Raw genomic sequence first — 12145 nt, 5'->3', positions numbered from 1 at the left:
GATGCGCCGGAGCACGCGCGCCTCACATGAAGGAGTCCGCCAGCCGGGCGATCCCCTCCGCGCTGCGACGCCAGGCCGGCCGTCGCCGCCACGCCTCCAGCGCCACGACCTCGGCATCGGCCAGGTAGTCGGCCTCGATCCGGCGCATGTCGGCGACCACGTCGCGGTCGTAACACAACAGTCCGACCTCGGCGTTGAGCGCGAACGAGCGGATGTCGAGATTGATCGAGCCGATCAGCGCGACATCGTCGTCCACGCTCAGGTGCTTGGCGTGCAGGAAGCCCGGCCGGTGCAGGGCGATCCGCACGCCGCATGCGAGCAGTTCCTCGTAGCAGGCGTGCTGGGCCATCGCGGTCAGGCGCTGGTTGTTGCTGGCCGACAGGATCAACTGAACCTCCACGCCCGACAGCGCGGCGATGCGCATCGCGCCGATGATGGCGTCGTCGGGCACGAAGTAGGGGGTGGTCAGCACCACCCGGCGTCGCGCCAGATGGATCAGTGCGGCGATGGTGTCGCCGGCATTGGGGAAGGGGTAGGCCGGCCCGCTGGGCAACAACTGGCAGGCGGTGTCGTCGGCGTGGCTGGGCCGCGCCGGGGTGACCGCCAGCACTTCGCCGGTTTCCAGGTACCAGTCGCTGGCGAACACCGCTTCCAGGTGCGCCACGATCGGGCCGTGCACGCGCGCGACCAGTTCGCGGTTCGGGTGGCCGGCCACGAAGCCGGCCTCGGCCAGGTTCTGCGAGCCGACGTAGGCGACGTGGTCGTCGATCACCGCGATCTTGCGGTGGTTGCGCAGGTCCGCGCGGCCACTGCTGCGCCAGCGCAGGCCGCCGGGCAGCATCGCGTGGAGCTCGACGCCGGCTGCCTGCAGGCGCCGGCGGTAGCGGCGCAGGCCGCGCCTGGCCCCTTGCGCGTCGAGCAGCACCCGGCAGCGCACGCCGCGGGCGGCCGTGCGTTCGAGCACCGCCACGACGCGTTCGCCGACCGCGTCGTCGAACATCAGGTAGTACAGCAGGTGCACCTGCTGGTGAGCGCCATCGATGGCGTCGAGCAGCGATTGCAGGGAGGCGTCGTAGTCGTCGAGCAGGCGCACCGCGTTGCCGCGCAGCGCCATGAATGCGCCGAGCCGTCCCACCAGCGGCACCGTTTCGTGGGCGACGCTGCCTTCCGGCGGCGTCCACTGCAATGCGGCCTGCGGCAGTTGGCCCTCGCGGATCGCGGAGGAAGCCTGGTCCTGGCGCAGGATCCGTTGGCGGGACAGCCAGGGATGGCCCAGCAGCAGGTACAGCGGCAGGCCCAGCAAAGGCACGAAGCCGACCAGCAGCAGCCAGCTGCGCGCCGCTGCCGGGCGGCTGCGGGCGGGGATCCACAACAGTGCGCCGATGCGGATGAGCCAGTCGGCGACGAGGATCCAGAGGCTGAGGTCGATGCGGTCGGCCATCGCTCCGATGATGCCTGCGCGGCCGGGCGGCGGATACGGGCAGCGGGCGTGGCGCGCGCTCGGCTGCCGAAGGATCGTCGCCGATGCTTCAGCGCGCGCGCCAGCGCTGCCACCTCCGGTACAGGCGGCGCAGCAGTGCGAGTGGCGGCATCGTCGGAAGATAGGGCTCGCGCAGCCGGATCGCGCCCGGGCGGGGAGCGGTCGGGCGGGGGGTGGTCGGGAGAGTGGGCACCGGAGGGCTCCTGGGGTGGGCGCGGCTGCAGGTGCCGCTGCGGACCAGCCTGGAATCCAGGAACGATTCAATCAAACGAAAAATTATTCCGATAAGATTCAAAGAAATTGATCATTCGAAGCGAGCGACATCATGCCGTTCAAGCCGGTCATGCCCGTGGCACAGGCGGCGCGCGAGAGCGCACTGCTCGACCCCGAGCTGCTGCGCACCTTCGTGGCGATCGCCGAGAGCGGCAGCTTCAGCCGGGCTGCGGGCCAGACCTTCCGCACGCCGTCGGCGGTGAGCATGCAGATCAAGCGCCTGGAGGCGCTTCTCGAGCGGCGGCTGTTCGAACGCAGTCGCCGCCGCGCCGCACTGACCGCCGACGGCGAGCGGCTGCTGGCCGATGCGCGTCGCCTGCTGCGCGCCCACGAGGAGGTGCTGGCGGGGTTCCGTGCACCCGGCCTGCAGGGTCGGGTCGGCCTGGGGGCGACCGACGATATCGGCAATCGGATCCTGCCCGGGGTGCTCGCCCGCTTCGCGCGGGTCCATCCGCTGGTGCAGGTGGACGTGGCGATCGCCGGCACCCGCGAACTGTTGCGACGCGTGGATGCCGGCGTGCTGGATCTGGCCCTGGTGACGGTCGGTCCGGAGGGGCCGTCCTCGCGAGGCGAGGTGGTGCACAGCGAGCCACTGGTCTGGGCGGGGCTGGACGGTGGCGCGGCAGTCGCACGGACACCGCTGCCACTGGCGTTGGCCGAGCATGGCTGCGTCTGGCGTCAGCGCGCGCTCGATATCCTCGACCGTGCCGGCGTGACGTACCGGGTCGCCTACACCTGTGAGCACTGCGTCGGGCAGGAGGCCGCCATGCAGGCGGATCTGGCGGTCGCGCCGTTTCCGGCCAGCCTGGTGCGTCCGCCGCTACGGCGACTGGGGTCCGATGTGTTGCCCGCGCTCGGCGACTATCAGGCGATGCTGGTGCGGCGCGGCGGACTCGATCGCCTCGGCGAGCGGCTGGCGGAGGACGTCGCCGACGCATGCCGGACCTTGCGCGGATAGCCGGCCGCCGGGTGGACGGGAGGTTCGCCGGTCCTGTCGCCGCGGCTCAGCCCGCGCCGCCCGGAAACGCGTCGTAGGCGCTGCGCAGGATCAGCAGCGACACCACCGCCACGAAGATCCAGCGCACGAAGCCGGCGCCGTAGCGCAGCGCCATGTGGGTGCCGAGCAGGCTGCCGAGAACGCTGGTCGCGCCGAGCAGCACGGTGAGGTGCCACCACACGTGCCCGGCGAGGCCGAGCAGCAGGATCGTCGCCAGGTTGGTCGCGAAGTTGAGCACCTTGGCATTGGCCGAGGCGCTGAGGAAGTCGTAGCCCAGCAAGCGAACGAGGGCGAAGACGAAGAAGCTGCCCGTGCCGGGTCCGAAGAAGCCGTCGTAGATCCCGACCAACAGGCCGATGGCGCAGCCGAGCAGCCGTGCGCGACGACGGTCGGCCAGCGGCCGGTGCTCGGCGCCCAGATCCTTGCGCGACAGCGTGTAGATCAGCACCGCCAGCAGGACGAAGGGCAACCCCTTGCGCAACAGATCCGGCGAGACCTCGGTCAGCAGCCACGCGCCCAGGAGTGCGCCGACGAATGCGGCCGCCACCGCGGGCAGCAGCAGGCCGGGGTCGAACGCGACCCGGTGCGAGTAGCGCCAGGCGGAAAATGCGGTGCCCCAGATCGCGCCGCTCTTGTTGGTGCCCAGCAGGGTGGCGGGCGAGGCGGTCGGATACGCCGCGAACAGCGCCGGCACCAGTACCAGGCCGCCGCCGCCGACGATGGCGTCGACGAAGCCGGCCAGCAGCGACGCCAGCGAGACGACCAGCCACTCCATGCGCTAACGGTTTCCCGGGCGTGCGATCCGGCGAGCGGCATCCGGAAACGAAAAAGGCCCGTCATGCGACGGGCCTTTCGTCCGTACAGGTGCGACATCCGCGGACCGCGCGGATGACGACCGGCAGATCACTTGATCTTGCCTTCCTTGTACGGCACGTGCTTGCGGACGACGGGATCGTACTTCTTGATCTCCATCTTGCCGGGGGTGTTCTTCTTGTTCTTGTCGGTGGTGTAGAAGTGGCCGGTACCGGCCGAGGAGATCAGACGGATCTTGTCGCGCTTGGAAGCCATGGGTCAGTCTCCTCAGATCTTCTCGCCGCGGGCACGAAGCTCGGCGAGCACGGTATCGATACCGTTCTTGTCGATGGTGCGCAGGGCCTTGGCGGAAACGCGCAGCTTCACCCAGCGGTTCTCGCTGGCCACCCAGAACCGGCGCTCGTGCAGGTTGGGCATGAAACGGCGGCGGGTCTTGTTCATTGCGTGCGAGACGTTGTTGCCGGTCGTCGTACGCTTGCCGGTGACTTGGCAAACTCGGGACATAACGCACCTCGATGGTGATGTCGGTGTCGCCCATAGCCTGGGAGACGGCGGCCCCGGACCGGTGCCGGAAGGCGAAGGTCCACGCAAGACGGGTTCGGAGTTCGCCATCGACGACCGGTCGGGCCTGCATTCCCGTGAGGTCGCGCCGGCACCGCGAGCGGTGGCCGGACATAGCGAGCCGGGCATTATGCCCGGGTGCGTCCATCCGGGCAAGTCACGGCCGGGGTCAGCCGGTGGCGGCCTGCCACCGCGGGAATCAGCCCGCCGGGCCCGGCGCCCAGAACAGCAGCACCACCAAGGCGGCCAGCGGCAGGCCCGACAGGTAAAGCCGACGGTAGGCGGCGGCTGCATCGGTCGGCACCGGCAGCAGGCGGTACAGCACGAATCCGGTCAGCAGCATGCCGATGATCGACAGCGCGATCGCCGCATGCCACACGTACAGCTCGCTCCTGCCGCGGGACGAATGGCGCACCGCATGCCAGACCAGCGCAGCCACCACCGGGGCCAGCGCCAGCAGTCCGAGGAGGCCCTGGCCGGGGGTGAGCAGCCCCAGTGGACCGGCGTGCGGCGGGCGGCCGTTGGCGATCCGCCGGCAGCGGTCGACATCCAGCCCCAGCGCGACCATCGCAATCAGATGCGCCACCATCACGGCGATGCCGGGGAGACCGAATTCACGCATCGCCCAGAGCCCGATCACCCCGGTCAGCCCCCGCTGTCGGCCTGTGCGGCGGCGTCGGCGATGAACGCGCGGATCCGGGTGTCGAGCACCGGCAGCGGCACCGAGCCCTCGCTGAGCACGGCGTGGTGGAAAGCACGGATGTCGAAGCGCTCGCCCAGCGCCGCCTCGGCCTCGCTGCGCAGGCGCACGATCGCCAGCTCGCCCAGCTTGTAGCTCAGCGCCTGCGCCGGCCAGGAGATGTAGCGGTCGACCTCGGTGGTGACCTCGTGCTCGGACAGCGCGGTGTTGTCGCGCAGGAAGGCCAGCGCCTGGTCGCGGGTCCAGTTCTTGTGGTGCACGCCGGTGTCGATGACCAGGCGCGCGGCGCGCCACATCTCGTAGGTCAGGCGACCGAAGTGCTCGTAGGGCGTCTCGTAGATGCCCATCTCGTCGCCCAGCTTCTCCACGTAGAGTCCCCAGCCCTCGCCGTAGGCGGAGATGTAGCTGTTGCGGCGGAACTCCGGCTGCTCGCCCTGTTCGCGCGCCAGCGCGGCCTGGAAGGCATGGCCGGGGTCGGATTCGTGCAGGGTGAGCGCGGGCAGGTTGTACAGCGGACGCGAGGGCAGGTCGTAGGTGTTGACCCAGTAGGTGCCCAGGCCGCCGCGGCCGGCGGTCCAGAACGGGGCGATGTCGTCGGGCACCGGGATGATGGTGAAGCGCCCGCGCGGCAGCGGGTCGAAGTAACGCCCGATCACCGCGTCCACGCGCTTGGAGATCCAGGCCGCGCGGTGCAGGAGTTCCTCGGGCGTCTTCGCGTAGAACTGCGGATCGGTGCGCAGGAACGCGACGAAGGCGTCGAAATCGCCGTCGAAGTCCAATTCGTCGATGATCGCCTGCATCTCGGCGCGAATGCGCGCGACTTCGCCCAGGCCGATGTCGTGGATCTGCTGCGGGGTCAGGTCGAGGGTGGTGAACTCGCGGATCTGCTGGCGATAGAACGCCTCGCCGCCGGGCATCGCCTCGGCGGCGAGGGTGGTGCGCGCCTGCGGCACGTATTCGTCGCGGAAGAACGCGAGCAGGGTGCCGAAGGCCGGGATCACGGCGTCGGCGATCGCCGCCCGTCCGGCGTCGCGCAGCCGGGCCTGTTCCGCCGCCGGGATCGACGCCGGCATGCGCGCGAACGGCGTCCAGAACGTCGACTGCTCGGCGTCGTCGAGATCGGCCACCGCAGCGATCGACACGTCGCGGCCGTCGAGCACCGCGCGCGGCACGCTGAAGCCGCGAGCGAGGCCGGCGCGCATGTTGTCGATCTGCTGGTCGAAATGACGCGGCACGTCGGCCAGGCGTGCGATGTAACGGGTGTAGTCGTCGGCATCGTCGAACGCGCGCCGGGTCATGAACGACAGTCCGGACCAGAATGAGCTGTCGGAATTGAACGGCATCTCGTAGGTGCGCTGGCGTACGCCATCGGCGAGATTCTCGACCTGGGCGCGATAGACGGCGTAGTTGACCCGGTGTTCGGCCGAGAGTGCATCGGGGTCGAGTGCGTCGAGCTGTGCGAGCACTTGCTCCCAGCGCGCCAGGCGCGCGGCCTGCGCTTCGGCACCGACGTCGGGCAGACCGCGCGCGGTGTCGTCTTCATCGTCGCCGCGCCCGAATTGTGCCTGGCGCCACGCCCACTCTTCGGTGTAGATCGCTTCGAAACGACTGTCGGGGGTGGCCTGGAATGCGCTGGCGGGGGGTATCGCGTCGGCCTGCGGCCGGGGTGCGGCCTGGGTCACGGGCAGGACGAGCAGGGCGGCGATCACGGCGGGCAGCAACAGCGACTTCATGGCGACATCCGGGCTATGCGACAACCTTCGATGATCGCATCCCGGGTGCGGCGACGCAGGGGTCGGAAGTCGTGGTGGCTCCCCGAACATGCCGCGATCGATTCCCTTCTCCCGCATGCGGGAGAAGAGGCCCCGGAGGGGCGGATGAGGGCGCTCTTTCAGGCAGCGGCCGCGTGCCCTCACCCACCCGAACCAATGACGTGTTCCCTTCTCCCGCGTGCGGGAGAAGGGGCCCGAAGGGCGGATGAGGGCGCTTTCCAGGCGACGGCCGCGTCGTCCCCTCACCCCAACCCCTCTTCCGCGGACGGGAGAGGAGCGATGGTGCCGTGCGGGATCGATCTCGATAAAGGCGGTGGCGCCCGAGAGGCGGCCGCTTCGGGCCGGACGAATTATCGGGAGCGCAGGCGCTCCAGCAGGCCGTCGAGCGTGTCCAGGTCGGTGTAGTGGATCACCACCCGACCCTTGTTGCCACGGCCGTGGGCGATGGCGACCTTGGCGCCGAGCGATGCGGACAACTCGTTCTCCAGCGCGACGATGTCGGCCGGCTGCGGGCGCGCCTTGGTGCCCGGCTTGGCCTTGCGCGACGGAATGCGGCCCTCGGCGAACTGCTGCGCGCGGTGTTCGACCTCGCGCACCGACCAGCCATGCTCCACCGCTTCGGCGGCCAGCTTGCTCGCCAGCTCCGGCGACAGTGTCAGCAATGCGCGCGCGTGGCCCATCTCCAGCTGGCGCGATTCGACCAGCTTGCGGATCGCAGTGGGCAGCTCCAGCAGCCGCAGCAGGTTGGAGACCGCCGCGCGCGAACGACCCACCGCAGCCGCGGCCTGGGCGTGGGTGAGCATGAATTCGTCGATCAGCCGCTGCAGCGCCTGCGCTTCCTCCAGCGGGTTGAGGTCTTCGCGCTGGATGTTCTCGATCAGCGCCATCGCGACCACGGTGCGGTCGTCGACCTCGCGCACCACCACCGGCACTTCGGCCAGGCCGGCGCGTTGCGAGGCACGCCAGCGGCGCTCGCCGGCGATGATCTCGAAGCGCCGCCCGCCCAGATCGCGCACCACGATCGGCTGGATCACGCCCTGCGCCTTGATCGATTCGGCGAGCTCGTCGAGCTTGTCCTCGCTCATCGTGCGCCGCGGCTGGTACTTGCCGGGCGAGAGCGCGTCGACGGGCAGACGCTGCAGCGTGTCGCCGGGCACGGCCTCAAGCGCAGGCGCGGATGCCGCACCTTGCGGGCCGAGCAAGGCGTTCAGGCCACGGCCCAGCGTGCCCTTCTTGGCGGCGGGTTTGTTCGTTTTCGCGGCGGTCATGCCACGTCCTCCGTGGGGGCATGCGGGGTCCGCCGCGGGTGCGGCGGCCGGTCGGGCCGAACGTCGATGCATGCGGGGGCGGAGCGGGGGCGCATGCTCAACCCTCCTGCACCAGCGCCACGGGCGCCTTGAGCACCGGCGCGGCGGGCTGCTCGCGTTCGCGCTGGCGGCGCAGGATCTCGCCGGCCAGGCCCAGGTAGGCCACCGCACCGCGCGAGGCGCGGTCGTAGCCGATGATGCTCTGGCCGTGGCTGGGCGCCTCGGCCAGGCGGATGTTGCGCGGGACCACGGTGCGGAACATCTTGTCGCCGAAGTGCTGGTCGAGCTCGGCGGACACCGCATTGGTGAGGTTGTTGCGCACGTCGTACATGGTGCGCAGCACGCCCTCGATCTCCAGCGTCGGGTTCAACCGGGCCTTCAGCGCGTCGATGGTCTCCAGCAGCGAGCTGATCCCCTCCAGCGCGTAGTACTCGCACTGCATCGGCACCAGCACCGAATCGGACACCGTCAACGCATTGAGCGTGAGCAGCGACAGCGACGGCGGGCAGTCGATCAGGATGAAGTCGTAACGCGGCAGCAGCGGTTCCAGCACGCGCTTGAGCCGCTGCTCGCGGCCGTCGACATCCATCAGCTCCACTTCGGCCGCGGTGAGGTCGGTGTTGGACGGCAGCAGATCGAAGCCTTCGGCCGTCTCCATCAGCGCGTCTTCGGCCAGCAGCTCCTCGAGCAATACATCACAGGTGGACGCGTGCAGATCGCGCTTGTCGATGCCGCTGCCCATGGTCGCATTGCCCTGCGCGTCGAGATCGACCAGCAGCACGCGTTTGCCGGTGTCCGCCAGCGCGGCGGCCAGGTTGACCGACGTCGTCGTCTTGCCGACGCCGCCCTTCTGGTTGGCGATCGCGATGATGCGGGCCATGGCTGCGGGACCTCGAAACGGATGGACGGCTGGCGCACGCGGGCGGGCCGGACCGGGGATTATGCCGGACCCGGGCCGGCGGGACAGGCCCGGCCGTGTGACGGCCGGATCAGTCCGTGTCGGCCCGACGGCCGATCCGGACCAGGTGGCGCTCGGCGTCGAGGCCGGGCACCTGCAGGGCGATCACGTCGTGCACGGCCCAGCCGGCCGGCAATGCGGCGATCTCGTCGTCGGGCCGGGCGCCCTTCATCGCCAGCAGCCGACCGCCCGGCGCCAGCAGGTGGCCGCCGACGGCGAGGATGTCGGGCAGCGTGGCCAGGGCGCGCGCCGTGATCGCGTCGAAGCCGCCCGACGGCGTCGCCGCTTCCGCGCGCGCCTCGATCACCCGGGCGTTGGGCAGCGCCAACTGGCGAACGGCCTCGCGCAGGAAGCGCGCCTTCTTGCCGTTGGATTCGACTAGGGCAACCTCCAGCCCCGGGTGCGCGATCGCCAACGGGATGCCGGGCAGGCCGGGGCCGGTGCCCAGATCGGCCAGGCGATGCACGCCCGCCACATACGGCGCCATCGCCAGCGAATCGAGCAGATGCAGGGTGACCATCGCGTCCGGCTCGCGGATCGCGGTGAGGTTGTAGGTGCGGTTCCAGCGTTGCAGCAGGTCGAGATAGGCGAGCAGCGGCGCGGCCAGATCCGGCGTGAGCGCGAGCGCGTCGAGGCCGGCCGTCAGGCGGGCGGCGTGGGGCGTGTCGAGTCGGGACATGGGCCTATTCTAGGCCGCTGCCGGTCGTGGGCCCCGGGCGTGGCGACCAGGCGAGGGTGGCGAGATACCCCGGCGCGGGGGCGAAGGCATGCAGGGTCCAGTCGGCGGGGCGGCCGAGGGCGGGGTCGCAGTCGATCAGCGCCAGGCCGCCGTGCGCGTCCGGCGCGAACTCCAGCAGGTGCAGGCCGAACGCCAGGCCCCGGCCGTGGGCTTTCAGCACCGCCTCCTTCGCGCACCACAGGCGCACGAAGGCGTGCTCGCGTTCGGCGTCCGGCAGGCGATCCAGCCGGTCGGCCTCGCGCGGGTGGAAGAAGCGGCGGGCGAGCTCCTGGGTCCGCGGCCGCGGGCGCAGCCATTCGAGATCGCAGCCCAGCCGGACCCCTGTCCCCAGCGCCATCAACAGGCCGCCGCCGCTGTGGCTCCAGCTCACATCGTGCGCGAATCCGTCCGGCCAGCGTGGCCGGCCGTAGGGATCGCGATACAGCGCCGGCGCCGCGGGGGGCAGGTGGGTCTCCAGCCAGTCCGTCACCAGCGGCTCGGCGGGCATGCCGCGGACGTAGCCGCGCCAGGCGCAGGCCAGCCCCGGCAGGTGCAGCGCACCGGCCGGCAGGGTGTCGTTCATGGCGTCCGGGACAGGCTCCGGCCGTGTCGCTCGCGTCTGCATCACGCGCGCAGCGTAAGCTATCGCGGCGAGGCCCGGTCGTGTTCCGTGGCCCCCCGCCGTCGCCTGGAGGGAGCCGACGCCCGTCGTCATCTGCATGTCAGCCATTTTCGACAGTCCGATTTCCGGCGCCGTGCGAACGGTGTCCAACACCACGCCGGTCGCATCCGGCGCGCCCGAGCGCACGGTCGCCCTGCTCGGCGGCGAGGCCGTGCCGCTGGCGCGCTTTCTCGCCGAGGTGCGCGGGCTCGCCGCGCAGCTGCCGGACCGGCCGTACGCGGTGAATCTGTGCGAGGACCGGTACCGGTTCCTGGTGGCGTTCTGCGCGGTGGCCGCGCGCGGCCAGACCACACTGCTGCCGCCGTCGCGCACGCGCGGGGCGATCGAGGACGTCCGCGCGCATCATCCCGACAGCTACTGCCTGGGCGATGCCGATCCCTGCGATTGCGACCCGCTCGCACCGCTGCCGCATTTCGTGCGGGTGCCGGCCGAACTGCCGCAGGCGCCGGGCGCCACGCCGCTGATCCACGACGACCACATCGTCGCGATCGGCTACACCTCGGGCAGCACCGGCGTGCCCAAGGCCAATGCCAAACGCTGGCAGGATTTCCGCCTCGGCGCCCTGCAGAACCGTGCGGCGCTGCCGTTGCCCGTCGACGGGCGCGCGTCCGTGGTCGTCGCGACGGTGCCGCCGCAGCACATGTACGGCATGGAGATGTCGGTCCTGCTGCCCCTGCTGGGGCACGTCGCGGTGCATCGCGGCCGGCCCTTTTTCCCGGACGATGTGGTCGCCGCCCTGGCGTCGGTGGAAGGCGCGCGCGTGCTGGTGACCACGCCGGTGCATCTGCGCGCGCTGCTCGACGCGGGCGTGGCGCTGCCGCCGCTGGCGGCCATCGTCAGCGCGACCGCGCCGCTCGACGATGGCATGGCGCGCGAGGCGGAAGCGCGTTTCGATTGCGAGGTGCGCGAAGTCTTCGGTTCCACCGAGACCTGCATCATCGCCCACCGCCGGACCGCCATCGAAACAGCGTGGACCCCATTGCCCGGCGTCCGCCTGCAGCCGCAGCCCGACGGCACTGCCGTGGAGGCCGCGCACCTGGAAACCCCCGTTGTGCTGGCCGATCTGGTCGAGTTGTGCGCGGACGGCCGGTTCGTGCTGCGCGGCCGCCATGCCGACATGCTGGAGATCGCCGGCAAGCGGGCCTCGCTGGGCGATCTCACCCGGCGCCTGCTCGCGGTGCCCGGGGTGACCGACGGCGCAGTGCTGCAGCTCGACGAGGCCGACGGTCGCGGGATCCGCCGGATCGCGGCGGTGGTGGTGGCGCCGGATCAGGACGAAACGGCGATCCTGGCGGCGCTGCGGTCGAGCCTGGACCCGGTGTTCCTGCCGCGCCGGCTGCGGCGGGTGGATGCGTTGCCGCGCAACGAGACCGGGAAGCTGCCCCGACAGGCGTTGCTGGCGCTCCTGCGCGGCGACTGAGCGCCGTTCCCGGCGCGTTCTGCGCTGACATGGCCGTCACCGGACGCCGCGCAGACTCGCGCCGAACCGGGGGCCGCCAATGGTCGCCGGCCGCGCAACGAGGAGGAGGGCGCAATCATGGGCATCATCATCTGGTTGATCGTGGGCGGCATCGTGGGCTGGCTGGCCAGCCTGGTCATGCGGACGGATGCGCAGCAGGGCATCGTGCTCAACGTGGTGGTCGGCATCGTCGGGGCGTTCATCGGCGGGCTGTTGATCGGTCCGCTGCTCGGCGCACCCTCGATCAACAGCGGTGCGATCACGGTCATGAGCGTCGTCGTGTCGCTGATCGGCGCGATCATCCTGCTGGCGATCGTGAACCTGTTCCGCCGCGGACGCGTGCGCTGAGGCGCCCTTCCGAGGTCACGAAGACGAAGGCCCGGCATCGCCGGGCCTTTTTCGTCGGATGCGTCGGCGTTTGCGTC

The 12145-nt window shown here is 70.8% G+C and carries 13 protein-coding genes; 3 read left to right on the top strand and 10 right to left on the bottom strand.

The genetic code is table 11. From position 1 onward, the window contains the following. Positions 1 to 22 precede the first annotated feature (22 nt). Positions 23 to 1441, bottom strand: a complete 1419-nt coding sequence (gene cls, locus RG19_RS14330) for a cardiolipin synthase (RefSeq protein ID WP_058835865.1) — start codon at positions 1439 to 1441, stop codon at positions 23 to 25. Positions 1442 to 1805: 364 nt separating this feature from the next. Between cls and RG19_RS14325 the strand changes: the two genes are divergently transcribed. Beyond that, positions 1806 to 2711 carry a LysR substrate-binding domain-containing protein gene (locus tag RG19_RS14325; protein WP_058835864.1) on the top strand — a complete coding sequence of 302 codons (906 nt, stop codon included), beginning with the start codon at positions 1806 to 1808 and terminating at the stop codon, positions 2709 to 2711. Positions 2712 to 2757: 46 nt separating this feature from the next. Here RG19_RS14325 and RG19_RS14320 read toward each other — a convergent pair whose 3' ends face one another. The 9 genes from RG19_RS14320 to RG19_RS14280 form a co-directional block, all read right to left on the bottom strand. After that, positions 2758 to 3525 carry a TSUP family transporter gene (locus RG19_RS14320; protein ID WP_058835863.1) on the bottom strand — a complete coding sequence of 256 codons (768 nt, stop codon included), beginning with the start codon at positions 3523 to 3525 and terminating at the stop codon, positions 2758 to 2760. A gap of 128 nt (positions 3526 to 3653) precedes the next feature. Beyond that, entirely contained in the window at positions 3654 to 3818 is a 165-nt protein-coding gene (rpmG, locus tag RG19_RS14315) for a 50S ribosomal protein L33 (RefSeq protein ID WP_036137644.1), read from the bottom strand. Positions 3819 to 3830: 12 nt separating this feature from the next. After that, entirely contained in the window at positions 3831 to 4067 is a 237-nt protein-coding gene (gene rpmB, locus RG19_RS14310) for a 50S ribosomal protein L28 (protein WP_058835862.1), read from the bottom strand. Between the two features lie 256 nt (positions 4068 to 4323). Then, positions 4324 to 4746: a hypothetical protein gene (locus RG19_RS14305; protein ID WP_058835861.1), complete on the bottom strand. Its 423-nt coding sequence runs from the start codon at positions 4744 to 4746 to the stop codon at positions 4324 to 4326. A 23-nt stretch (positions 4747 to 4769) separates the two neighbouring features. Next, complete coding sequence (locus tag RG19_RS14300; protein ID WP_058835860.1) at positions 4770 to 6557, bottom strand: DUF885 domain-containing protein; 1788 nt, start codon at positions 6555 to 6557, stop codon at positions 4770 to 4772. Between the two features lie 389 nt (positions 6558 to 6946). Then, complete coding sequence (locus tag RG19_RS14295; protein WP_058835859.1) at positions 6947 to 7864, bottom strand: ParB/RepB/Spo0J family partition protein; 918 nt, start codon at positions 7862 to 7864, stop codon at positions 6947 to 6949. Positions 7865 to 7961: 97 nt separating this feature from the next. Beyond that, on the bottom strand, positions 7962 to 8783 hold the full coding sequence (locus tag RG19_RS14290; protein ID WP_058835858.1) for a ParA family protein: 822 nt from the start codon (positions 8781 to 8783) through the stop codon (positions 7962 to 7964). A gap of 109 nt (positions 8784 to 8892) precedes the next feature. Then, positions 8893 to 9540 (bottom strand): 16S rRNA (guanine(527)-N(7))-methyltransferase RsmG, encoded by a 648-nt coding sequence (gene rsmG / locus RG19_RS14285; protein WP_058835857.1) that lies wholly within the window; start codon positions 9538 to 9540, stop codon positions 8893 to 8895. A 4-nt stretch (positions 9541 to 9544) separates the two neighbouring features. Then, the gene (locus tag RG19_RS14280) at positions 9545 to 10162 is read right to left on the bottom strand and encodes a 4'-phosphopantetheinyl transferase family protein (protein ID WP_058835856.1); all 618 of its coding nucleotides are present in this window, start codon (positions 10160 to 10162) and stop codon (positions 9545 to 9547) included. Between the two features lie 136 nt (positions 10163 to 10298). Between RG19_RS14280 and RG19_RS14275 the strand changes: the two genes are divergently transcribed. Next, the gene (locus tag RG19_RS14275; protein ID WP_058835855.1) at positions 10299 to 11681 is read left to right on the top strand and encodes an AMP-binding protein; all 1383 of its coding nucleotides are present in this window, start codon (positions 10299 to 10301) and stop codon (positions 11679 to 11681) included. A 117-nt stretch (positions 11682 to 11798) separates the two neighbouring features. Beyond that, positions 11799 to 12068, top strand: coding sequence for a GlsB/YeaQ/YmgE family stress response membrane protein (locus tag RG19_RS14270; RefSeq protein WP_058835854.1), 270 nt, complete (start codon positions 11799 to 11801; stop codon positions 12066 to 12068). Positions 12069 to 12145 lie beyond the last annotated feature (77 nt).

This window comes from Luteimonas abyssi (assembly GCF_001482195.1).
Classification (GTDB): Bacteria; Pseudomonadota; Gammaproteobacteria; order Xanthomonadales; family Xanthomonadaceae; genus Luteimonas; species Luteimonas abyssi.
Note: the sequence above shows the minus strand (reverse complement) of the source record. Positions and strands in the feature narration are given on the sequence as shown.